The sequence below is a fragment of the Paraburkholderia unamae genome (assembly GCF_003096875.1).
GTDB classification, from domain to species: Bacteria; Pseudomonadota; Gammaproteobacteria; order Burkholderiales; family Burkholderiaceae; genus Paraburkholderia; species Paraburkholderia unamae.
In genome coordinates this window covers 29,115-52,672 of the sequence record NZ_QEOB01000024.1, presented here as the reverse complement: position 1 = coordinate 52,672, position 23,558 = coordinate 29,115, and the positions used below count along the sequence as shown (strand labels likewise).

Below are 23,558 nucleotides of genomic sequence, written 5' to 3'. Positions count from 1 at the left end.
CTGCGGAACGACGTACGAAGCGACGTCGGGGCAGGCTTAATGCCCGAGCAGATGCGCGAACATCGGATACAGCGAAACGAGCAGCGAGAGCGCCATGGCGACGTTGAAGGCGCGCAGCCGCCGCGGGTTCGAGAGAAAGCGCCGCATGCCGGTGCCGAACGCGGCCCACACGCAGATGCAGGGCAGCCCGATCACATAGAACAGGCCCGCCATCACCATCGTGTTGAGGCCGAAGTCCGTAGAAAGGCGGATCGTGGTGGCGGCCGTGAGCACCATCATCCACGCCTTGGGGTTGACCCACTGGAACGCAATGGCTTCATGAAAGCGCATGGGCCGGTGTTCGCCGCTTTTCACCTTGAGGTCGCCCGAGGTGCCGATTTTCCACGCGAGATAAAGCAGATAGGCAATGCTCGCCGTTTCCAGCACGACGTAGAGCGCCGGAATGTGCCGGAACATTTCGCCAAGCCCGAAGCCCACCGAGAGCATGAGCACCACGACGCCCGCGCTGATGCCGAGTATGTGCGGCACCGTGCGGCGAAAACCGAAGTTGACGCCGGAGGCGAGCAGCATGGTGTTATTGGGGCCGGGCGTGATGGTCGTGACCACAACGAAGAGCATGCCGGCGGGCAACGCGCTGTACAGTTCGGGCGGCATAGGGCGGGAGGCTCCGGGAAAAATGCAGAATCGACCGAAGCCAGTGTATCGGGAGTGCGCGGTACAGTACCGGTACAGTTGCGAGAACGGTGGGCGGTACGGATTGGCGGGGGATTGTCGGGAACTGTCCGGCTGGCCGCGTTCGAATTTCGCCGCGCGAGAATCCGCTATGCTCGGCTCTGGTCATAAGGATTGGCATCGGCACCGGTCATTCACGGTCGAACGTTAGCGAACGCGTGGCGACAAGCGTTCGACCGATGATCAGTCGACTGATTGCGAGGACGCGAATGAGCGGTCAGGATGCCTTTTCAACCCTTCCAGCCTTGAAGCCCGGCACGTCGCGGCCGGCGCTTGTGATCGCGCTCGCGCTCGTCACCGTGCTGGCGGCCTGTGGCAAGCCTGCGCCAACCGAGCAGGTGCGCGAGCCGCGCCCGGTCGAACTGATCGCCGTCGGCACCAGCGGCGCGAGCGAATTGCGCGTGTTCGCAGGCCAGGTCGAAACGACCAATATCTCCGCGCTCGCCTTCGAGGTGCCGGGACGCGTCGTGCAGATCGCCGTGCTCGACGGCGCGCGCGTGCGCGAAGGCCAGTTGCTCGCCCGCATCGACGACGAGCCGTACCGGCTCCAGGTGCAGCGCGCCGAGGCGCAATACAACCAGCTCGCCGAGGACCTCAAGCGCAAGGCCGTGCTGCGCGACGAAAACATCCTCTCCGGCGCAGGGTATGACCAGCTCAAGGCCGCTGCCGATATCGCGCGCGCGCAACGCGACCTCGCACGCCGCGATCTGCGCAATACCCGGCTCGTGGCGCCGTTTGACGGCCGCATCGCGCGCCGCACGATCGAAACGCAGCAAATGGTGCAGGCCGGCGCGCCCGTTTTCACGCTCGAAGCGACTTCGCGCCTGGAGGTGGGCGTGGCGCTGCCGCAGAACGTGGCCGAGTCGCTGCCGTTCGACCGCACGCTACAGGCGCGCGCCTGGCCGCCCGATCGGCCCTCGACGGTGTTTCCGCTCGTCTATCGTGAGCACTCCACGCTGGCCACGCCCGCCGGCAGCGTGTATCGCCTGCTGTTCTCGCTGGCGCGGCCCGAACAGTTGACGCTGCTGCCTGGCATGGCGCTGCGCGTGAGCATCGACGTGCCGGGCTCGCCCGCCGCCCAGAGCGCGTTGATCGTGCCGGTCAATGCGTTGACGGTCGCCGCGGACGGCAGCCGCGCGGTGTGGAAATACGCCGCCGCGACGCATCGCGTTCACCGCACCGCCGTCGCGTTGCGCGAGATCCGCCAGAACGATGCTGTCGTGAGCGGCGCGCTGCAAGCGGGCGACCAGGTGGTGGCGGCCGGGGCGCAGTTCGTGAGCGAGGGCGAAGCCGTTCGCCCACTGGAAGCGAACCCATGAATCTCGCGCGAGCGCTCATCGAAAAACCGCTGATTGCATGGACCATTGCATTGGTGTCGCTGATCGGCGGCATCGTTGCCTATATCGACATTGGCCGCCTCGAAGATCCGAAGTTCACGATCAAGACGGCGGTGGTGGTCACGCTCTATCCCGGCGCCAGCGCACGGCAGGTGGAAAGCGAGGTGACCGACCGCATCGAAAGCGCCGTGCAGCAACTGGAGCAGGTGGACTTCATTCGTTCGCGTTCGATGGCGGGTTATTCGGAAGTGCGCGTGCAGATTCGCGACCAGTACGCGTCGAAGCAATTGCAGCAGATCTGGGAGCAGTTGCGCCGCCAGGTGAGCGACGTGACGCCACGTCTGCCGCCGGGCGCGGGGCCGCCCATTGTGTTCGACCGTTTCGGCGACGTGTATGGCATGTTCTACGCCATTACAGGCAAGGGCTATTCGCAGGCGCAGCTTTTCGATTACGCGCGCGAGTTGCGCAAGGAACTGCTCACCATTCCGGACGTGGCGGATATCGTCATCGCGGGCAATCAGCAGGAGCAGGTCACGATCACGGCTGATCAGGCCTTGCTGGCGGCGAACAATCTTTCGCCGGACGACATTGCCCAGGCGCTCGGCGTGCAAAACGAAATACGCACCGCGGGCCGCGAGCGTGTGGGCGATCAGTTGATCCGCCTCGCGCCAACCGGCACGCTCGACACGCTCGCGGCCGTTCGCGCGTTGCCGGTGGGCACGACACCCGGCGAGCTGCTGCTTGGAGACGTGGCCCGCGTGCATTCCGGCTATGCCGCCGTACCAACGCAAGCGATTCGCTACAACGGTCAGGATGCCTTGACGATCGGCATTAGCGCGCGCTCCGGCGTGAATGTCGTCAAGGTCGGCCAGGAAGTGAAAGAGCGGTTGCAAGAACTCGAACGCGCCCGGCCGCTCGGCATCGAGCTGCACGTGCTCTACGACCAGCCCGACGCCGTCGATGCGGCCGTGCGCGGCTTCGTGCTCGACGTCATGCTCTCGGTCGGCATCGTGACCGTGGCGCTCGGCATCGGTCTTGGGTGGCGTGCGGGCGTCGTGCTCGGCATCGAACTGTTTCTCTCGATTCTCGGCACGCTGTTCGTGATGTATGCGGCAGGCATTGAGTTACAGCGCATCTCTCTCGGCGCGCTCATCATCGTGATGGGGATGCTCACCGACAATTCCATCGTCGTTTGCGAAGGCATGCTCGTGCGCGTGGAGAAAGGGCTCTCGCATGTCGAGGCCGCCGCGCAGGTGCTCAAGCAGGGGAAGTGGTTGCTGCTCGCCTCCACGGTGGTCGGCATTCTCGCGTTTTCGGGCATCGGCATGTCGCCCGACGCGGTCGGGGAATTTTGCGCGTCGCTGTTCGCGGTCGCGGCCATCTCGCTGCTCCTGAGCTGGGTCATCGCGATCGCGCTCACGCCTTTGCTGGGGCATTATTTTTTTCGCCGCAAGGAGGGCGAGCAGGCGGACCCGTTCGACGCGCCGCTGTATCGCCGCTACGGGCGGCTGCTCGGCTGGGTCGAGCGCAGGCGCCTGTGGGTGATCGGTTTCATGGTGGTGCTGCTGGCCGGTTGCGTCTGGGGCTTTCAGTTCGTCGAGCAGAGCTTTTTTCCGGCGTCGACCAATCCGATTTTCTACGTGGACATGCGCCTGCCGCGCGGCGCGGATATCCGCACGGTAATGGAGCGCTCGAAAGGACCGGAAAAGCTGTTGCTCTCGCAAACAGGCGTGGTGAACGTCGGCACCTACATCGGCGGTGGCGCGACGCGTTTCATTCTGGTCTACGACCCCGAGACGCAGGACCCCTCGTACGCGCAATTCATCGTGACGGTGGACGACGCCTCGCGCATCGACAGCATGATCCCGTCGCTCGATGCCGAGTTGCGCAAGCGCTTTCCCGACGTTAGCTGGTCGGTCACGCGGCCGAACTTCGGCCCCTCCAGCGGGCTGCCGATCCAGGCGCGCTTTCTCGGTCCCGATCCGGCCGTGCTGCGCAGCCTGGGCGTGCAGGCTGAAGCCGTGCTGCACAAGGACGCCGGTCTGCAATCGATACGCGACGACTGGGAAAACCCCGTCAACGTGGTGCGCCCGGTGTTCGACGACACGCGCGCCCGCGCACAGGGCGTCACGCGACGCCAGCTCAACGACACCTTTGCGTATGCGACCGAAGGTCTTCGCATCGGCATCTTCCGCGACAACGATCTGCTGTTGCCGGTCGTGCTCGACGAACCTGCGGGCAAGAGCGGCGTGGAGCGCTTCGCGGGCCTTCAGGTGTTCAGCCTCGGCCAGCGCCGCTATGTGCCGGTCTCGGACGTGCTCACGGGCATCACGTACGGCACCGAAGACGGCCTGATCTCGCGGCGCGACCGCATCCGCACGCTGACCGTATCAGCGGGCACGCGTTATGGTGAAAACAGCGTGGCCGCTTTCGAGCGCATTCGCGCGCCCATCGAGGCAATCCGCTTGCCGCCGGGCTACCGGCTCGAATGGGGTGGCGAGTACGAGTCGTCGAACAAGGCGAAGGAAAGCCTGTTCCGCCAGTTGCCGATCGGCTTTGCCGCCATGCTCCTGCTCGTGCTGTTCATGTTCGGGCGGCTCAAGCCCGCGTTGATCGTGCTGCTCGTCGTGCCGATGTCGATCTGCGGGGTCACGCTCGGACTCCTGATCTTTCGCGGGGCGTTCGGCTTCATGTCGCTGCTCGGGCTGCTCAGCCTCATCGGCATGCTCATCAAGAACGGCGTGGTGCTCGTCGATGAAATCGATCTTCAGATTGCCTCCGGCGTGCCGCGCATGCGCGCGGTGATCGACGGTTCGAAAAGCCGCCTGCGACCGGTCGCGCTGGCGGCTGGCACGACCATACTCGGCATGGTGCCGTTGCTGTGGGACCCGTTTTTCAAGGACATGGCGATCACAATGATGGCGGGCCTGGCGTTCGCAACGGTGCTGACGATGGCGGCGGTGCCCGCGCTGTATGTCCAGTTCTTTTCGATTCGCAGCGACGAGACGCAGCCGCGCGAGCCGCGCCGCCCGGACGGAGGGCCGCATGAAGCGTCGTGATGCCTGCCACACGGATGCGCGCGCGTGGCCGTTGGCGCGCAGGCTCGCAGCGCCCGCGCTCCTTTCCGTGCTCGCCGGATGCAGCGGGCCGTTGAAGCTGGACCGTCCCCCGGACATGCCGGCGCAGTACGAGCAACGCGAGCCCGACACCGCCGCGCCCGCGCAGGCGCCCGACGAAACCGTGCTGGCCAACTGGTGGCTCCAGTACGACGACCCGGCGCTCACCACGCTGATTCAGCGCGCGCTGGAGCACAACTACGATCTCGCGCTCGCGGCCACGCGCGTGGACGACGCCCGCTCGAACATCCTGGCGGCGCGCTCCGCGCTGCTGCCGACGGTGGGCGTGGGCGTGGAAGCCGCGAAATATCACGGCGGCGAAACGCAACTGGAATTCGCACAGTTTCTGGGCATCACCGATCTCGATGCGCAGTTCTGGCGCGTCGGCTTGCAGACGCAATGGGAGATCGACGTGTTCGGGCGCGGGCGTGCGAGGCTTGCCGCCGCGCGCGCGATGACGCTTGCCGCAGCGGGCGACGCGCAGGCTGCGCGGCTCGCCGTGGTCGCGACCGTGGCCGACGCCTATGTGACGTATCGCGGACTGATCGAGCAGCGCCGCCTGATCGTGCAAAGCCGCCAGATTGCAGCGGACTTCGTGGTGATCGCGCAGCACAGCTTCGTGGCCGGCGTGGTGCTGAGCACCGATATCGATGCGGCGCGCGCGGCGCTCGCTCAGGTGCAGGCGCGCGAGCAGGAGGTCAATAGCGCGATCGTGGCGGCGCGCCTGTCCATCGAGCAACTCTGCGCGGCGAAGCCCGGTGAACTGGCGAGCGTGCTCGACGAAACCACGGGACTGCCGCGCGCGCTGCCCGCCATCGCACCCGGCCAGCCCGTCGATCTGCTCGAACGCCGCCCCGATCTGATCGCCGCGCGCGACCGCCTCTTTGCCAGCATTCGTCAGGCCGATGTCGCGCGCCTGAACTACTGGCCGACGTTTTCATTGAGCGCCGTGCTCGCGCGCAATGGCTGGGAGATCGCGGGCCAGTCGCTCGGGCCGAGCACGCTTTGGCTTTTCGGTGCGGCGGCCATGTTGCCGCTCATCGACTTCGGCGCGCGCGAATCGCGCGTGCAGGCCACCGACGCGCAGGCGCGCGCGGCGGAACTCGCCTATGAAAAGGCCGCAAGCGGCGCGCTTTTCGATGTCGAGCAGGCGCTCGCGCGGCTTTCGCGCCAGGCGCAACTCCAGGCCGCGCGCAACGACGAAGTGGCCCAGCGCCGCACGCTGCTCGGCAAGGCGCAAACGCAGTTGCGCGTGGGGGAGGTGGGGCGCATGGACGTGGACCGCGCGCAACTCGCGCTCGCGGACAGCGAGGCTGCGCTCGTGCGCGAGCGCGTGGGGGAATTGAGCGCGCAGATCGCGCTCTTCAGGGCGATGGGCGGCGGCTGGGAAAAGACGGGTACGCCGCTGTCGTTGTCGCCTTCGTTGAGCGCGCTCTGGTAACAGTGGGGTGACCGTGTGGTGACGGTTGCGCCGTGCAGTCGATCACCGGTCATTCCGGCTGGCGTCCGTCTTCCCAGCGCGGGTCGGCGGTGATCTGCACGGTGAGGCGGCTTTCGATCGGGTTCGTCTCCAGCAAACGCCAGATGCGTTCGCGCAAGCGGTCCTGCGAGCCGATATCGCGCAACGAGGAAGCTGCATCGGCAAGCACGTTGACCTCGACGAAATTGCGCCGCCCCGCCTGAATGACGTGCGTGTGGTGCCGCACGATGCCAAGTTCGCGTTCGAACTTCGCGAGTTCCGTCTGGATCTGCTCCGAGGGGTTGTTGCTTTCCGGGCTCATATGGAGCAATTCGGCAAAACTGTTGCGCACGATTTTTGCGGGCACGGAGAGAAAAACCAGCGAAAGTCCGGCCGTCATGGCGCTGTCGATATAGTGGGCCCACTGGTCGCGCACGCTCTCCGGCAGGATCGAATACACGAAAAAACCGAGCAGCGTGGCCGCGCTGAACGAGAATTTCATGATCCATTTCCAGCCGTCGGTTTTCAGCAGCTTGGAGCGGATTTGCGCGGCCGCGCGCTTCTTGTACACCACCATGGCAAAGCAGACCACGCAACTCGCGGCACTGATTGCGATGACGCCGTGCGCGTTGACCAGGTGGCCGCCCGAGCGCAACCCTTCGAGGCCGTTCACGAAGCCATACACGCACACCACGAGCATCATGAGGCCGTTAATGCCGTTGACGAGCGGCTCCAGGAACCAGTAGCCATACTCGAACCGGTTGGTCGCCGGGCGGTTGATCGCGGTGGCGGCGAGCAGGCCCAGCGCCGAGCTGATGAGATTGAGCAGATAGAAGATCGCCGTGAGCAGCAGCGTATCGGACTGAACGAAAAAGCCATAACCGACATTGGCCGCGAAGCCGAGGCACACGACGTAGATCGAAATCTTCATCGCGCGCTGCTCGACGGCGGCGAGCTGCGCCTTGCGAAGCGCGGAGGTGATTGGCATGATCCCAGGCGTTTGAAGGTTCGATTGACGGCGCCCCGATGATCGCGATCGAGGTGAGGCGCCCGTCACGTACGGCTAACGCCAGGCGGCGGTGCTCAGCTCGTAAATCGCCACGAGGGCACCGCCCATCACCACGACAAATGCGCACCACTCGGGCCGGGAAAAAAGCGGCTTGCCGCGCTCGCGCTGGGCCCATATGTACAACAGGCTGCCGGGGCCATACAGCAATGCGGACATGACGAGCAACTCCACCCCGCAAGCATAGAGCAGGAACACGGTATAGATCGTGGCAATGGCCGCCGTGGCGTAGTGCTGGAAGCGTTTGCGTGTGCTGATGGCCGATGGCGGCAATGCACGAATGGCCTTGAGACCGAAGGTCGCGACGAAGAAGTAGGGGATGAGCGCCATGGCGCTCGTGAGGCGCAACATGAGCGTGAACGCGTCGGTGGACCAATACGTGCTGATCACGAACGCCTGGACCACGCCGCTCGTGAGCCAGATGGCGGCGGTGGGAAGCTGGCGCGCGTTGCGGCGTGCGAAGACGGCCGGCATGGCGTTCTCGCGCGCGCTCGCAAAGAGCACTTCCGCGCAGATCAGCGACCACGCGAGGTACGCGCCCAGCACGGAGACGATCAGCGCGCCGCCGATGAACACGGTGCCGGTCGAGCCAACGGCCGCGCCGAGCACGGTGGCCATCGACGGCTGCCGCATCGCGGCGATGTCGGCTCGCATGAGCAGCGCATAGGGCAGCAGCGTCACCAGCACGAGCAGCAAGAGCACGAAGGCGAAGCCGAGTATTGTCGCCGCGCCCACGTCCGAGCGCTTTTTCGCATAGCGCGAATACACACTCGCCCCTTCGATGCCGAGAAACACGAAAACCGTGACGAGCATGGTGCCTTTGACTTGCGGCGCCAGCGCACCGGCGCTTTCCGCCAGATTCATCCGGAAAGGCTCGGCGCTCGCCAGGACACTCAAAATACCGATAAAAACGAATATGGGCAGAATCTTGACGACCGTGAGAATCGCATTGATGAGCGTGGCCTGTTTGATGCCGCGCAGGAGCATCCAGTGAAATGACCATATTCCCACTGACGATATGGCAATGGCGATTGGCGTATTGCCGTTTCCAAATGCCGGGATAAATGCGCCGAGTGTGGATTTGATCAGCACCCAATAGGAGACATTGCCGAAGCAACCGGCCATCCAGTAGCCGAACGCGGAGAGAAAACCGGCGTAGCCGCCGAAGCCGTCGCGCGCGTAGGCAAAAATTCCGGAGTCGAGGTCGGGCCGGATTTGCGCGAGCAACTGGAAGATGCGGGCCAGCATGTACATGCCGCCTCCCGCAATGCACCATGAAATGACGGCGGCCTTGGGGCCGGCTTCGAGGGCGAAGTTGCGCGGCAGCGAATAGATGCCCGCACCGACCATCGACCCCACGACCATGGCCGTGAGAACCGGGAGCGACAATTTTTGTTCATCCGTCGATTTCGTATTCATCCATTGTTCTCACATTCGCCATATCGCAATACAGGCGCGAGAAATCGCGGATTAAAAATGCGCGCCACATTGAATCGCTGAAATATTCCGGAATAGAGGGCAGGTTGAACGCATCATGCGTCAATCGTATTCCATAATGTTCGTCAGGTGTCCCGATGATGGATCGGCGTGGCGTACCGCCGGCCTTGCCTGCCCGATGTTCGCTAATGAGCGAACGTGCAGGTCGTTAGCAAACTGCCTGTGCGCGCAATGATCGTTTAAGGGGGATTGTCATGCGATATCTCGCTGGAACACTGCTTGGCTCGCTCATTGCCTCAATTGCGCTCTCCGGTTGCGAGGCGCCGACTTCGGGTTCGACTTTCACACCGGCCCAGGCGCAGCAAGTGTTCGTGGTGGAGGTCGGCGTGGTCGAGACGGTGCGGCCCGTCACGATTCAACCCGGCCCGACAGGCGTGGGCGCGGTTGCGGGAGGCGCGCTGGGCGGTATCGCGGCCGGCAGTACGATCGGGCGCGGCTCGGGCTCCGTTGCCGCGGGCATAGGCGGTGCGGTGCTGGGCGGCGTGGCGGGCAATGCCGTGGAGCAACGCGCCACGCAGCGGGCAGGGCTTGAAATCGGTGTGCGTCTGGATTCCGGCCAACTGATGTCGGTGGTCCAGGACGCGGATCAGCAGTTTGTTCCGGGCGACCGCGTGCGCGTGCTGCTCGGCAACAACTCGGTGCGCGTGACCCGCTAAAAGCGGGCGTGAGCGCCGTAGCGCAGGAGACACGCTTCAGGACGTCCGCACGCGAAGTGCAATGCGGGTTGCGCCTGTCGATCACGCGAAGTTCCAGACAAAGCGAGGAAACCGATGGCCGATACCGAGCAGAAGATGAGTCGCTTGCAACTGACGGCGATGGTAGTCGGGGGCATGGTGGGGGCCGGGATCTTCTCGCTGCCCCGCACCTTCGCCAATGCCACGGGGCCGGTCGGCGCGGCGATTGCCTGGCTCGTCGCGGGCATCGGCATGTACACGCTCGCGCGCGTGTTCCAGGCGCTCGCCGAGCGCAAGCCGAACCTCGACGCCGGTGTGTTCGTCTACGCCAAGGAAGGCTTCGGCGATTACCCCGGCTTCCTCTCGGCCTTCGGGTACTGGATCGGCAGTTGCATTGGCAACGTTTCCTACTGGGTGCTGATCAAGTCCACGCTGGGCGCGTTTTTTCCGGTGTTCGGCGACGGCAATACCGTCGTGGCGATTGTCGTGGCCTCTGTCGGCATCTGGCTGTTTCACTTCCTCATTCTGCGCGGCGTGAAGCAGGCGGCCTTCATCAATACCGTCGTGACGTTTGCAAAGGTCATTCCGATCATTGTGTTCATCGTCATCCTGCTTTTCGTCTTCAGATACGGCACGTTCCACCTGAATATCGAGTCGGCGGCGCAGGAGGGCGGCCTGATCCAGCAGATACGCGCGACGATGTTCGTCACCGTGTTCGTTTTCATCGGCATTGAAGGCGCCAGCGTGTATTCGCGCTACGCGAAGGAGCGCACGGACGTGGGCCGCGCAACGATCATGGGCTTTGTCGGCGTGACGGCGCTCATGGTGCTCGTTTCGATGCTGCCTTTCGCCGTGCTGCCGCGCGGCGACGTGGCGGGCATGCGGCAGCCTTCCATGGCGGCCGTGCTCGAAAGCGTGGTGGGCCCGTGGGGCGGAATCTTCGTGAGTATCGGGCTGATCGTGTCGGTGCTCGGCGCGTATCTCGCGTGGTCGCTGATCTGCGCGGAAGTGATGTTCGCCGCGGCGCGCAACAAGGACATGCCCGCCGTGTTCGCCCGCGAGAACGCCAACAACGTGCCGGCCAATGCGCTGTGGATCACCAATATCGTCGTGCAGATACTCGTTGCGAGCACCTATTTTTCGAGCGACGCATTTGCGTTGATGCTCAATCTCACGAGTTCGATGTCGCTCATTCCTTATCTGTTCGTCGCGGCCTATGGCTGGATGGTCTCGAATCGCGGCGAGAGCTACGAGATCCGGCCCGAGGAGCGCAGGCGCGATCTCGTGATCGCTTCCGTGGCCGTGATTTATACCGTGTTCATGATTCTCGCGGGCGGCCTCAAGTTCATTCTGCTTTCGGCGATTCTTTACGCGCCGGGCACGGTGCTCTATGTCATCGCGCGACGCGAGCGCAAGCTGAAGGTTTTCGAAGGCATGAGCGACTGGGCGATTTTCATCGTAGCGGCCGTAGCGGCCATCGTGGGCGTCGTTTCGCTGGCCACGGGTGTCATGGCGGTCTAATCAGCAGGTGTGCGGGCATTGCACGCAATGAGCGGAGATCGATATGTCCAAGGCGAAAGGCGGTAAGAAGGGTGGGGAAAAGAGCGAGACGAAGGACGAGAGCGCGTTTGGCGTGTATTCGGAAGTCGGGCAATTGCGCAAGGTGATGGTGTGCGCACCGGGCATGGCGCATTCGCGTCTCACGCCGAGCAATTGCGACGAGTTGCTGTTCGACGACGTGCTCTGGGTGGACAACGCGAAGCGCGACCATTTCGACTTCGTGACGAAAATGCGCGATCGTGGCGTGGAAGTGCTCGAAATGCACAACCTGCTCACCGAAACGGTGGGCGTGCCCGAAGGCAAGAAGTGGATACTCGACAACCAGATCGTGCCGAACCAGGTCGGGCTAGGGTTCATCGACGAGTTGAGAAGCTATCTGGAAGGGCTCGACAATCGCAAGCTCGCCGAAACATTGTTAGGTGGCCTGTCGATCTACGATTTTCCGGAGGCGCACGGCGGCGCGGCGCTCAAGGTCGTACGCGAAGCGGCCGGGGCCACCGAATATCTGCTGCCGCCGCTGCCGAACACGCTGTACACGCGCGACACCACCTGCTGGATATACGGCGGCGTGACGCTCAATGCGCTTTACTGGCCCGCGCGGCACGAGGAAACGATCCTCACCACGGCGATCTACCGGTTTCATCCTGACTTCGCGGGCAAGGTCAACGAGTGGTGGGGCGACCCCACGCAGGATCACGGGCTTGCCACGCTCGAAGGCGGCGACGTCATGCCGATCGGCAACAAGACGGTGCTCATCGGCATGAGCGAGCGCACCTCGCGCCAGGCGATCAGCCAGCTCGCGGCCACGCTGTTCCGGCGTGGCGCCGCCGAGCGCGTGATCGTGGCGGCCATGCCGAAGATCCGCGCGGCCATGCACCTCGACACCGTGTTTACGTTCGCCGACCGCGACTGCGTGCTGATCGCGCCGGACTTCCTTGCGCGCACGCGCACGTTCTCGTACCGGCCGAGCGATCATCCGGCGGGCGTGGAACTGCATCAGGAGAAGAAGTCCTTCGTCGACGTGGTGAGCGCGGCGCTAGGCATCAAGAAGATGCGCGTCGTGGAGGCGGGCGGCAACGATTACCAGCGCGAACGCACGCAGTGGGACAGCGGCGCGAACCTGGTCTGCACGTCGCCGGGCGTCGTGTTCGCCTACGACCGCAATACCTATACCAACACACTGCTGCGCAAGGCGGGCATCGAGGTCGTGACCATCGTGGGCGCGGAGTTGGGACGCGGGCGGGGCGGCGGCCACTGCATGACGTGCCCCATCGTTCGCGACGCGGTCGAGTTCTAGCTCGGGTTCGCACGCACTCGGGGCCATGCCCGAACGCTTTCAAAGCTTTCGGGCATGGAGGCTGCTGCCGTGGAGTGTCTGGCGCGCGCTCGCGCCTCACGCTCCATTGCAACCGCCCGAACCTCGACTATGGACGCATTCCTCAATCGCCTCTTTCATCTGCAACCGTCGCTGTTCGCGACGGTCACGCAGGATGTCATGCATCTGATCGTCGCCGTGCTGATTCTCGTGATCGGCTGGTGGATTTCAAACCGCATTGCGCAGTTGTTCGCGAGCATGCTGATGCGCTCGCACGCGGACCCGACGCTCGCGCCCATGCTTGCCGGCATGGCCGCGTGGGCCGTGCGCGTGATCGCCATCGTCGCCGCGCTCAGTGAAGTCGGCATCGCCACCGCAAGCGTGCTTGCAGCGCTCGGCGCCGCCGGTCTCGCCATCGGTCTCGCGCTGCAAGGCACGCTGCAAAATATCGCGGCCGGCATCATGTTGTTGATGCTGCGGCCGTTTCGCGCCGGCGACGTGATCGAAGGCAGCGGCGCGGCCGCGGGCATCGTGCGTGAAGTGGGACTCTTCACCACGCGCATCGAACGTGGCGACGGCAACGTCGTGTACGTGCCGAACAGTCAGATCTGGAGCAATCCGGTCATCAACTACAGCAGCGGCGGCACGCAGCGTGTTGACGTGACGATCGATCTCGCGCGGCGCGACCAGGTGGACGCGGCCATCGGCAAGCTCAAGGAGATGGTGGCCGCCGAGCCGCGCGTGCAAACGGGTACGACGCTCGCGCCGACCGTTGCGGTGGAGAGCTATCCGTCGAGCGGCGGCGTGCGGCTGCGTCTGAGCGCGTGGGTGCGCGACCCGGATGCGCCGTATGCGGTCGACGACTTGCGCGGCCACGCGCGCGATGCGCTCGCCACGGCGGGACTCGCGGTGGCGGGTGCCGCTCCGGCGCGCATGGCGGGCAACGCGGCGCTGACGCGTTCGTGAGTCCGCGCGCCGGACACCACGGACACTATTCTGGCGCGCCGCGCTACAGCACGTTGAGCATCGCGAGCGCGCTTTCCTGGAGATGCGGCAGCACGCGCTTGATGGCGGCCTCGGGGCTTTCATCGCCGATCAGCATGTTGGTGCTGAGCGCGGCGACCACTTCGCCGTTGCGATTCCTGAGCGGCACCGCCACGCCGCGCACGCCCACCTGCAACTGCTGCTCGATGAGCGCGTAGCCTTCCACACGCGCGCGCACGATCTTTTCGCGCAGGCGCGCGGCGCTCGTGATCGTATGCGGCGTGAACGGCGAAAGCTCGACCGTATCGAGCCATGCCGACACCGCCGCCTGATCCGCCTCGTGCGCGAGCAGCACCACGCCAGGGGAGATGAGCGGCGCGGGCACGCGCGCACCCAGCACGAAGCCCGTCGTCATCACGCGCGACACGCCGTTGCGCGCGATCACCACGAGATCCCAGCCGTCCAGCACGCTCACATAGGCCGATTCGTTGAGCGTCGCGCTGAGCTGCTGCAAATAGGGCTGCACGGTGCGCGGCAGGCGCGCCGAATCGAAATAGGACCAGCCCACGCGCAGCACGCGCGGCGTGAGGCCGTAAAGGCGGCCGTCGGACTGGACATAGCCGAGCGATTCGAGCGTGAGCAGATAGCGGCGCGCCGCGGTGCGCGAGAGTCCCGTGCGCTCGGCGGCCTGGGTGGGCGTCATGCGCGCGTGCGCGCTGTCGAAGGCTTCGAGAATCGCGAGGCCTTTTTCGAGTCCGGCGATCCAGTCGCGCCGATCCAGGGGCGGATTCTTCATCGGCGGGCGAGGCTTCGTGCCGCATTCCGCGCCATCACCATCACGCGCAAGCGGCAATGGAAAAAGCGGAAAAAGCCGCAGACGGCCAACGTCTGCGGCTTGCGAAGGAGAATGGGGCGCGCGATCACTGCGCCGGTTTCATGCGCGCCGCGACGATCAGCGAGATCAGGCAGCCGATCGCGAGATACGTGGCGACGAGGTGCCACGAGCCGCCCCCGAAACCCACCAGCGCCACGGCGATGAACGGCGTGAAGCCGCCGCCCACGACGCTCGCGAACTGATAGCCGACGCCCGCGCCGCTGTAGCGGTATTGCGCGCCGAACAGTTCGGTGAAGAGCGGCTGCTGCACGCTCACGACCATGTCGTGGGCGATGTTGGCGAGCATCACCGAGAAGAACACGATCCACACCGTGGCCCGCGCTTCGAGCGCGAGGAAGAACGGCACGGCGCTCACGAGACCGATGAACGCGCCGACCAGGTAGACGCGGCGCAGCCCGAGGCGGTCGGCGAGCCAGGCGAAGCAGGGGATCGTCACGCAGCTCAGCGCGCCCACGAAGAGGCCGATGCCGAGGAACAGATCGCGCGACATGCCGAGGTTGGTGGTCGAATAGCTCAGCGCGAACGCGGTGACGATGTACATCGTGAAGAGTTCGGCCAGGCGCAGCGCGATGATGTAAAGGAACGCCTTGGGGTGGCGCGTGAGCGCTTCGAGCACCGGCATCTTCAGCTTGCGATCGCCGTGCTCCACCTTCTCGACGAACTCGCGCGACTCGTCCATGCTGGAGCGCACCCACAGCCCCACCAGCACGAGCACCACGCTGAAGAGGAACGGCAGGCGCCAGCCCCACGCGCGAAAGCCCGCCTCGCCGAGCGTGTGGCTCAGGAGCGAGACGATGCCCGTGGCGAGCACGAGGCCCACGCCGTAGCCTACCTGCACGCCGCTGCTATAGAAGGCCTTCTTGCCGCTCGGCGCGCTTTCCACGGCCATGAGCGCCGCGCCGCCCCATTCGCCGCCCACGGCGAAGCCTTGTAGCGCGCGCAGCGTGACGAGCAGCACGGGCGCCCACCAGCCGATCGTCGCGAAGGTCGGCAACAGGCCGATCGCCACGGTGGACAGACCCATCATCATGACGGTGAGCACGAGCATGCGCTTGCGCCCGAGCCGGTCGCCGAAGTGACCGAACACGATGCCGCCGAGCGGACGGAACAGGAAGCCCACGCCGAAGGTCGCGAAGGCGGCGAGCGTGCCCATCGTCTTGCCCACTTGCGGGAAGAAGGCCGAATTGAACACCAGCGCGGCCACGATGCCGTACAGCAGGAAGTCGTACCAGTCGACGACGGCGCCCACGAAGCTGCCGAGCGCCGCCTTGCGGGCCTGGCTGCGCGGCTTCGAACGATTGGCGGCGTCGGGCGTGCCGGCGGTGTCGAAGGATGGGGTCATGAGGTGTCTCCAATCTATGTGCGCCTGTGCCATGCTTGAGCGCGTGCGCCTACGGTGAAACGGAGCATAGGGCGGGGCGCGCTGTCCGGCAATGCGTGGGGGCGTCGTTTTGCGCGATTATCGCGCATGTGCGTGCGATAATCGAACGTTTTGCGGGTTTGCACCGAGATGGCGCGCCCGCTGGCCCGGCGCAGGCCTTCGTGAAATGTGTACGAACTGGTTAAAATCGGCGTGCTTCGCGCGAACCGCGGCGAAGCTTGCTTCGTGTCTGTTTCCGCGCTTGCGTCAGGAGCCCATTGCATGTCCAGCCCCTCCAGCCTTCCGCCGCAGGCGGACAATCCGTTCGGCATGGCCGGACTCGAGTTCGTCGAGTTCGCCGCGCCCAATCCGGCCGACCTGGGCCGCCGCTTCGAACAACTCGGTTTCAAGGCGATCGCGCGCCATGTGAGCAAGGCCGTCACGCTCTATCGCCAGGGCCAGATGAACTTCCTCGTGAATGCCGAGCCCGACTCGTTCGCCGCGCGCTACGCGCAGGAGTACGGCATGGGTATCTGCGCCATCGGCGTGCGCGTGGAAAACGCGCAGCGCGCGTTCGAGCACGCCATCTCGCTTGGCGCGTGGGCGTTCGAAGGCGAGCGCGTGGGCCCGTCCGAGCTGAGCATTCCGGCCATTCAGGGCATTGGCGACTCGCACCTCTATTTCGTCGACCGCTGGCGCGGCCGTGGCGGCCAGCGCGGCGGCGTGGGCGACATTTCGATCTTCGATATCGACTTCCGGCCGATCGACGTCGCCACCGCGCATACCGACCTCGATCACGGCGGCACCGGCCTCACGCGCATCGATCACCTCACGCAAACGGTGGGGGCGGGCCGCATTGCGGAATGGCTCGACTTCTATCGCAACCTGCTGCATTTCCGCGAGATCCATGAAATCAACGCGAACTGGCATGTGTCGGAGGAATCGCGCGTGATGGTCTCGCCCGATGGCGAACTGCGTATTCCCGTGTACGAGGAAGGCACGCGGCGCACGCAACTGCTGCACGACTATCTGCCCGAGCATCCCGGCGAGGGCGTGCAGCACATCGCGCTGGCGACCAACGACATTCTGGCGAGCGTCGATGCGCTCAAGGCCAATGGCGTGGAATTCGTCGAGCCGCCGCCCGCTTACTACGACAGCGTGGATGCGCGCCTGCCCGGCCACGGCGTGGACGTCGGGGCGCTGCGCGCGCGTCAGGTCCTGATCGACGGCGAAATCGGCGCGGACGGCGTGCCGCGCCTCTTTTTCCAGACCTTCGTGAAACGCCATCCCGGCGAGATCTTTTTCGAAATCGTGCAGCGCAGCGGCCATCACGGCTTCGGCGAGGGCAACCTCGACGTGCTCGCTCGCGCGCGCGGTGCCGCCGGCAAATAGCACGCTGAGCACGCTTATCACGCTTTGCAACGTTAGCGCTTTAAACGTTACTTCGCGCCCGCCGCCCTGCGCGAGCGCGACGGCCCGGTTGCGGCCGCGCGCGGCGAGACCATCGTGCGGCTGCGATGGCGAATCTCCTTGCTGAACTCGGTGCACGCCTGGGTCATCAGGTCGGTCGAGCGGTACACCATGAACACATGGAAGTCGGGTAGCTCGTCGCGGATGGGCAGCGTGTGCAACGCGTCGCGATTGAGCACGAGCGGGCCGTCCGTGCCGTAGAACACGAAATCCGACCACATGCTGATGAGGTCCGTGCAGGTCGCGAGTTGCAGGCCGAGCAGGTTCGATGCGCTCTGCACGACGCGCCTCGGCATGTCCAGGCGGTGCAGGCGCATGAGGCTCGCGAGCGGGCTGCCGGGGTCGTCGAGCGGGTCGAGCGTGAGCCAGTCGGCGTCGAGCAGATCGCGCAGGCGCGTGGCGCGCGCGAGCGGATGCCCCGGCCGTGCGGCGAGCAGCATGCCCACGGAAAAGAGCGGCTCCCACTGGAACGCGCCCGTGCCGGGGCCGCTGTTGGTCGAGATGAGCGCGAGGTCCAGGCGGCCCTCACGCAACCCTTCGAGAATCTGCTGCGGCCGCATTTCGTACGCGTGCAGCGCCACGCCCGGAAAGCGCGCGCGAAACGCCGCGATGGAGGCGGGCAGCGGCCCGCTCGACGCCACGGCCGAAAAGCCGATATTCAACTGCGCCTCGGCGTGCCCCCGCATCGCTTCGATGTCTTCCTGCGCATGGCGCAACTCCTGTTCGACCACGCTTGCGCGCTTCGCCAGCGCCCGCCCGTAGTTCGTGAGGCTCACGCCGCGCACCGAGCGCGACATGAGCGTCACGCCCAGTTCCCGCTCCAGTTCCGCGATCGCCTTGGACAGCGCCGGCTGCGATATATGCAGGCTGCGCGACGCCTCATGCATGCTGCCGTGCTGCGCAAGGGCGAGCAGGACACGCAACTGGTGCAGTTTCATTCCGGATTCTCCCGCGCCGCGCTCATGGAAAACGACAATGGCCCGCGCCCAATGGTTATGGCGGTGATTCTATCTGGTTATCGAGATGAAAATTTGTGACTTCTTTCAAAAGTGAGACCGGCCTGAATATCGTCCGGCCACGTCGCATTCGCATCCTTTCATCTTTCCACCGCTGTCCTCACCGCTCGCGGAGATCCGCCATGAATGACGCAACGCTCAGCGCCGACGCCTCGAAGCTCATTGCGCCGCCCGCGGCCGCTCGTCAGAGCCAGTTCCGCCTGATCGCCGCCTGTTCGATCGGCAATGCGCTCGAAATGTATGACTTCACGGTCTACAGCTTCTTCGCGCTTCTGATCGGCCGGCTCTTTTTCCCCTCCGATAGCCCCTATGGCTCGCTGCTGCTCGCCGTGGCGACCTTCGGCATCGGTTTCGTCATGCGCCCGCTCGGCGGCCTCGTGATCGGCAGCTACGCAGACCGGCGCGGGCGCAAGGCCGCGATGACGCTGACCATTGCGTTGATGGTGGCGGGCACGCTGTGCATCGCGTTCGCGCCCACCTACGCGCAGGCCGGCGTGATGGGCTCGCTCGTGATTCTCTCCGGGCGTCTTTTGCAGGGCTTTTCGCTGGGCGGCGAGATCGGCGCGTCCACGGCCATGCTGATGGAGGCGGGCGAAGTGGGGCAGCGCGGCTTTCGCGTGAGCTGGCAACTTGGCAGCCAGGGCATCTCGGCGCTCATCGGCGCGCTCACGGGCGCGGTGCTGTACGCCACGCTGTCGCCGCAGGCGCTCGAGAGCTGGGGCTGGCGCCTGCCGTTTCTCGGCGGTCTTCTGATCGCGCCGGTGGGCCTCTATATCCGCTCGAAGCTCGACGAAACGCACGAAGCCGAGCCCGATGCGCCGAGCCCGCTCGGCACGCTCATGCGCGAGCACGGCGCGAAAGTGGGCCTTGGCATTCTCTCGGTCACGGCGGGCACGGTGGGCATGTATCTCGTGGTGTTCTTCATGCCGACCTACATGATCCGCGTGCTCAAGATGCCGCCTTCGCTCTCGCTGCTCTCGGGCTGCGCCACGGGTCTCACGATGCTGGTCGCCTCGCTCGTGTCCGGGCGTCTGGCCGACCGTCTCGCGCGCCGCAAGCCGCTCGTGATCGGCGCGTTGCTTTTCAACGTGGTGGCCGTCGTGCCCGCATTCTGGCTCATGACGCGCATGCCGAGCGTGCCGCTCGTGCTCGCGCTTTCGGTCATGCTGACCGCGGCGGCCAATCTCGGCTCGACGCCCATGCTGCTGATGCTCATGGAATTGCTGCCCGCCAGCGTGCGCGCCAGCGGCCTGTCGGTCATCTACAGCGTGGGCGTGACGGTGTTCGGCGGCAGCTCGCAGTTCATCGTCACCTGGCTCATCGCGAAAACGGGCAATCCGCTTGCTCCCGCGCTCTACCTCGTTGCGTGCGGCGTTGTCACGCTGTGCGCCGTGAGCGCGATTCGCGAACGGCGCGTGAGCTGAGAGCGCGCGCCTTTCGATCCTTCACTCGAACTACGGAATCCTCATGAAACGCGAATCCACGCTCACTCCGTTCCAGTTGCTGCCCACCTTGTTGCCCGAGATCGAGATCGACGCCGAGACCTTCATCGGCATTCGCCGGCAGATTCATTCGCAGCCCGAACTAGGCTTCGAAGTGGGCGCAACCGCGAAGCTCGTCGCCATGCTGCTGGAAAAATGGGGCTACGAGGTGCATACGGGCATAGGGAAGAGCGGGGTGGTGGGGCAGTTGAAAGTGGGCGACGGCACGCGCCGGCTCGGCATACGCGCCGACATGGACGCCTTGCCGATCGTCGAGAATACGGGGCTGCCTTACGCCAGCCAGGCGCCCGGCAAGATGCACGCATGCGGCCACGACGGCCATACGGCGATCCTGCTTGCCGCCGCAAAAACGCTGGCCGAGCGGCGCGACTTTAACGGCACGCTCAACCTGATTTTCCAGCCCGACGAGGAGAACCTGTGCGGTGCGAAGGCGATGATCGAAGACGGTCTCTTCGAGCGCTTTCCCTGCGACGCGGTCTACGCGCTGCACAACATGCCGGGCGTCCCGGCGGGCACGTTCCGCGCGCTGCCGGGGTCGGTGAGCCTGTCCTCGGACGTGGCCGACGTCACGCTCAAGGGCGTGGGCGGCCACGGCGCAATGCCGCATCGCGTGAAGGACCCCATCGTGGCCTCGGCGGCGCTCGTCACGGCGCTGCAAACGATCGTGGCGCGCAACGTGGCGCCCGATGAACCGGCGGTGGTGTCGGTGGGCTACATTCGCGGCGGCGCGACCCACAACGTGATTCCCGAGTCGGTCACGCTCGGCCTGAATATTCGCGCGGCGCGCGCCGAGACGCGTGCGCTCGTGGAGGCGCGCGTGCGCGAGATCGTCACGCTCACGGCGCAGGCGCACGGCGTGGAGGCACAAATCGACTATCGACAACTGACGCCGCCCATGGTCAATACGCCCGATGAAACCGCACTCGCGCAAGCGGTGTGCACGGAGCTGGTGGGCGAGCAGAACGTAGTCGTGCAGGCGCCCAAGGGCTTGAACGGGAGCGAGGACTTCGCGTGGATGCTCAACGCGGTGCCGGGCTGCTACCTGCTGCTCGGCAACGGCGAAGGCGAGTTCGGCGGCTGCATGGTGCACAACCCCGGCTATGACTTCAACGACCAGGTGCTGCCGCTCGGCGCGGCGTGCTGGGTGCGGCTTGCGCAGCGCTTTCTCGCGGCGTGATGAAGTGCAGTTGATTAGTCATTCGAAGCATTGACCGATGTCCCGGCCGTTGCGCCGGGCGCGAGCGATTCGGGCGTGAGCCCCAAGCGCTTGCGCAGGTCGAGCCACCCGCGCGGCGTGACCTGCACCGCGCGCGATGCGGGCGCGCGGCGCATCCAGCCGCGCTCGCACAGCAGTTCGAGAAAAGCCACGCCAAGCGGCCCGGCCAGATGATGCTCACGCTCGGTCCAGTCGAGGCACTGGCGGGCAATGCCGTGGCGGCCGGGCTTCAATGCGGCGACGTCGAGGCCCAGTTCGCCGAACCATTCGATGCCAGCGGGCGTCACCGCAAAGCGCTTGTCGGCTTCGGCCGTGATCAAGCCCGCGTGGGTGAGGCAGCCCGTGATCGCCACGCCCACCTTGCCCGCCAGATGGTCGTAACAGCAGCGCGCAAAGCGTAGCTGCTGCGCCTCGCGGCCCAATGGCTTGCGGCGCACCGGCGCGCGCGCGCCGACCGTGGCCAGGCTTTCGAGCAGGGCGGCCACTTGTGCGTCCGCGAGCCGGTAATAGCGGTGCCGGCCTTCCTTTTCGACCGCGAGCAAGCCGCCGTCCAGCAGCTTCGCCAGATGGCTGCTCGCGGTTTGCGCGGTCACGCCGGCTGCATAGGCCAATTCGCCCGCGGGCAGCGCGCGGCCGTCCGCGAGCGCCATCAGCATGGCGGCGCGGGCGGGGTCGGCGATCAGGAAGGCGGTGGCGGACACCCGCGGCTGCTCGTTCATGCCATTCATGGGCTTCTCCGGTATGTGCCGCTAGCGTAACGCGCGAGGCGGGTCGCATGCTTCGACACGCGTCGAAGCATCGCGTCTGTCGTGCGCCGGATACTGGGCTCGTGGCCGGTCTTTTCGTCCCGGCACAGCGGAGAGCCCATGCAGACACACAGTCGCGAACAGCAACGCCGGGTGCTCCTGGCAACCAGCATCAGCTATGTCGTGGTGATCCTCGACACCTCGATCGTCAACGTCGCGCTCGAACGCATCGGCGCGAGCCTCGCGGGCGGCGTGGCCGGTCTCCAATGGGTGGTGAACGCCTACACCCTCACGTTCGCGAGCCTGCTGCTCACGGGCGGCACGCTCGGCGACCGGCTCGGCGCGCGCAACGTGTACATGGCCGGGCTCGCGACCTTCACCGTGGCGTCCGCATGGTGCGGCGCGGCGCCGAGCCTCGCGCTGCTCACGGCCGGGCGCGTGCTGCAAGGCATCGGCGCCGCACTGCTCGTGCCCGCTTCCATGGCGCTCATCCACGGCGCGTGCGCCAGCGCGCGCGAGCGCGCCGCCGCGTTCGGCGTGTGGGCCGGGCTCGGCGGCGTGGCCATGGCGGCCGGGCCGTTGCTGGGCGGGGTGATCATCGGCCTCGCCGGCTGGCGCAGCCTCTTTTTGCTCAACGTGCCCGTGTGCCTGGCGGGCATTGTCATGGCCGCACGCGTGGCGCCGCCGACGGGCGCACGCGCGTCGCGCCGGCTCGATCTCGCGGGCCAGGCGGCGGCCATCGCCGCGCTTGCGCTGCTCAATGCCGCCATCATCGAGGCGCCTTCGCGCGGCTGGCTCTCGCCGTTCGTCGTGGCCGGGCTCGTCGTGGCGGTGGCCGCCGCGCTCGCGTTCGTCGCGCTGCAAAAACACCGCGCGCAGCCCATGCTGCCGCTCGGCTTCTTTCGCCAGCCCGTGTTCGGCGCCGCCGTGCTGGTTTCGATGATTTCGGCGTTCACGTTCTACGGCTTGTTGTTCGACCTCAGCCTGTATTTCCAGCAAACGCGCGGCTATGCGCCATGGCGCGCAGGCCTCGCGTTTCTGCCGCTCACCGTGGTGGTGCCGGCCGGCAGCCTGCTTTCGCGGCGCGCAGTGGCATGGCTCGGGCCGCGCGCGCTCGTCGCGCTCGCGTGCCTGCTCGCGGGGGCGGGCTACCTGGGCGCGGCGGCGTGCGTGCCGGGCGCGCGTTACGCGGTGCTGGCCATGCCGTTGCCGGCCATCGGCCTCGCCGCGAGCCTCATCACGCCCGCCGCCACGGCCGCGCTCATGGCGACGGTCGATCAGGCGCGCTCCGGCGTGGCGGCGGGCGTGCTCAACGCGGCCCGGCAGACGGGCGCGGCGCTCGGCGTGGCGGTGGCGGGCGCGTGGCTCGGCGCAAGCCTTTCGATCGGCGCGGGCATGCGCGCGAACCTGCTGGTCGCCGCCGTGCTTTCGGTCGTGGCGGCGTGGACGTGGTGGCGCGCGTGGGCGCGTCATGCGTCGCTGCCGCAAAGCGTGGAGAAGGCGACTGCGGCGAAGTAGGGCGGTGCAGGCCACCCCCCGAAGCCGCCTCGTGCTCAACCCTGGCTCATCGTGCATGCATTCCAGGATAAAGTGCGCATGCATGCGTCGCGCAT

18 protein-coding genes are annotated in these 23,558 nt (G+C 66.0%); 11 read left to right on the top strand and 7 right to left on the bottom strand.

The window, feature by feature from the left end; translation table 11 throughout:
* Positions 1 to 36: 36 nt before the first annotated feature.
* Positions 37 to 654 (bottom strand): LysE family translocator, encoded by a 618-nt coding sequence (locus C7402_RS36585; RefSeq protein ID WP_116614044.1) that lies wholly within the window; start codon positions 652 to 654, stop codon positions 37 to 39.
* A 287-nt stretch (positions 655 to 941) separates the two neighbouring features.
* Here C7402_RS36585 and C7402_RS36580 point away from each other — a divergent pair, with 287 nt between their 5' ends.
* The 3 genes from C7402_RS36580 to C7402_RS36570 are packed head-to-tail and all read left to right on the top strand — an operon-like array spanning position 942 to position 6,626.
* A complete protein-coding gene (locus C7402_RS36580; RefSeq protein ID WP_116614043.1) occupies positions 942 to 2,051 on the top strand; it encodes an efflux RND transporter periplasmic adaptor subunit in 1,110 nt (369 codons plus the stop codon).
* The gene (locus C7402_RS36575) at positions 2,048 to 5,128 is read left to right on the top strand and encodes an efflux RND transporter permease subunit (protein ID WP_116614042.1); all 3,081 of its coding nucleotides are present in this window, start codon (positions 2,048 to 2,050) and stop codon (positions 5,126 to 5,128) included. The genes C7402_RS36580 and C7402_RS36575 overlap by 4 nt, the downstream gene beginning before the upstream one ends.
* A complete protein-coding gene (locus tag C7402_RS36570) occupies positions 5,115 to 6,626 on the top strand; it encodes an efflux transporter outer membrane subunit (RefSeq protein ID WP_165842085.1) in 1,512 nt (503 codons plus the stop codon). Before C7402_RS36575 ends, C7402_RS36570 begins: the two co-directional genes overlap by 14 nt.
* Positions 6,627 to 6,675: 49 nt before the next feature.
* Here the strand turns inward: C7402_RS36570 and C7402_RS36565 are convergent, their stop codons facing one another.
* Positions 6,676 to 7,632: a cation diffusion facilitator family transporter gene (locus C7402_RS36565; protein ID WP_116614040.1), complete on the bottom strand. Its 957-nt coding sequence runs from the start codon at positions 7,630 to 7,632 to the stop codon at positions 6,676 to 6,678.
* Between the two features lie 75 nt (positions 7,633 to 7,707).
* On the bottom strand, positions 7,708 to 9,129 hold the full coding sequence (locus tag C7402_RS36560; protein ID WP_116614039.1) for a basic amino acid/polyamine antiporter: 1,422 nt from the start codon (positions 9,127 to 9,129) through the stop codon (positions 7,708 to 7,710).
* Between the two features lie 272 nt (positions 9,130 to 9,401).
* Here C7402_RS36560 and C7402_RS36555 point away from each other — a divergent pair, with 272 nt between their 5' ends.
* The 4 genes from C7402_RS36555 to C7402_RS36540 all read left to right on the top strand — a co-directional run bounded on the left by C7402_RS36555 (position 9,402) and on the right by C7402_RS36540 (position 13,722).
* On the top strand, positions 9,402 to 9,863 hold the full coding sequence (locus C7402_RS36555) for an outer membrane lipoprotein (protein ID WP_112175936.1): 462 nt from the start codon (positions 9,402 to 9,404) through the stop codon (positions 9,861 to 9,863).
* A 114-nt stretch (positions 9,864 to 9,977) separates the two neighbouring features.
* On the top strand, positions 9,978 to 11,402 hold the full coding sequence (locus C7402_RS36550; protein WP_112175938.1) for a basic amino acid/polyamine antiporter: 1,425 nt from the start codon (positions 9,978 to 9,980) through the stop codon (positions 11,400 to 11,402).
* Between the two features lie 145 nt (positions 11,403 to 11,547).
* Positions 11,548 to 12,738, top strand: a complete 1,191-nt coding sequence (locus C7402_RS36545) for an arginine deiminase (RefSeq protein WP_244315023.1) — start codon at positions 11,548 to 11,550, stop codon at positions 12,736 to 12,738.
* Positions 12,739 to 12,867: 129 nt separating this feature from the next.
* Complete coding sequence (locus tag C7402_RS36540; RefSeq protein WP_112175941.1) at positions 12,868 to 13,722, top strand: mechanosensitive ion channel family protein; 855 nt, start codon at positions 12,868 to 12,870, stop codon at positions 13,720 to 13,722.
* 43 nt (positions 13,723 to 13,765) lie between these two features.
* Here the strand turns inward: C7402_RS36540 and C7402_RS36535 are convergent, their stop codons facing one another.
* Both C7402_RS36535 and shiA read right to left on the bottom strand, forming a co-directional pair.
* The gene (locus C7402_RS36535; protein ID WP_116614038.1) at positions 13,766 to 14,536 is read right to left on the bottom strand and encodes an IclR family transcriptional regulator domain-containing protein; all 771 of its coding nucleotides are present in this window, start codon (positions 14,534 to 14,536) and stop codon (positions 13,766 to 13,768) included.
* A gap of 124 nt (positions 14,537 to 14,660) precedes the next feature.
* Positions 14,661 to 15,977 (bottom strand): shikimate transporter, encoded by a 1,317-nt coding sequence (gene shiA, locus C7402_RS36530; RefSeq protein WP_112175944.1) that lies wholly within the window; start codon positions 15,975 to 15,977, stop codon positions 14,661 to 14,663.
* Positions 15,978 to 16,277: 300 nt separating this feature from the next.
* Between shiA and C7402_RS36525 the strand changes: the two genes are divergently transcribed.
* On the top strand, positions 16,278 to 17,387 hold the full coding sequence (locus tag C7402_RS36525; protein WP_112175946.1) for a 4-hydroxyphenylpyruvate dioxygenase family protein: 1,110 nt from the start codon (positions 16,278 to 16,280) through the stop codon (positions 17,385 to 17,387).
* 47 nt (positions 17,388 to 17,434) lie between these two features.
* Here C7402_RS36525 and C7402_RS36520 read toward each other — a convergent pair whose 3' ends face one another.
* Positions 17,435 to 18,403, bottom strand: a complete 969-nt coding sequence (locus tag C7402_RS36520; protein ID WP_116614037.1) for a LysR family transcriptional regulator — start codon at positions 18,401 to 18,403, stop codon at positions 17,435 to 17,437.
* Positions 18,404 to 18,603: 200 nt separating this feature from the next.
* Between C7402_RS36520 and C7402_RS36515 the strand changes: the two genes are divergently transcribed.
* Together C7402_RS36515 and C7402_RS36510 are read left to right on the top strand one after the other, a co-directional pair.
* Positions 18,604 to 19,905: an MFS transporter gene (locus C7402_RS36515; protein WP_116614036.1), complete on the top strand. Its 1,302-nt coding sequence runs from the start codon at positions 18,604 to 18,606 to the stop codon at positions 19,903 to 19,905.
* A 43-nt stretch (positions 19,906 to 19,948) separates the two neighbouring features.
* Positions 19,949 to 21,160 (top strand): M20 aminoacylase family protein, encoded by a 1,212-nt coding sequence (locus tag C7402_RS36510; protein ID WP_116614035.1) that lies wholly within the window; start codon positions 19,949 to 19,951, stop codon positions 21,158 to 21,160.
* A gap of 14 nt (positions 21,161 to 21,174) precedes the next feature.
* Here the strand turns inward: C7402_RS36510 and C7402_RS36505 are convergent, their stop codons facing one another.
* On the bottom strand, positions 21,175 to 21,927 hold the full coding sequence (locus C7402_RS36505) for an ArsR/SmtB family transcription factor (protein ID WP_341869267.1): 753 nt from the start codon (positions 21,925 to 21,927) through the stop codon (positions 21,175 to 21,177).
* Positions 21,928 to 22,065: 138 nt separating this feature from the next.
* Here C7402_RS36505 and C7402_RS36500 point away from each other — a divergent pair, with 138 nt between their 5' ends.
* A complete protein-coding gene (locus tag C7402_RS36500) occupies positions 22,066 to 23,463 on the top strand; it encodes an MFS transporter (protein ID WP_116614034.1) in 1,398 nt (465 codons plus the stop codon).
* Positions 23,464 to 23,558 lie beyond the last annotated feature (95 nt).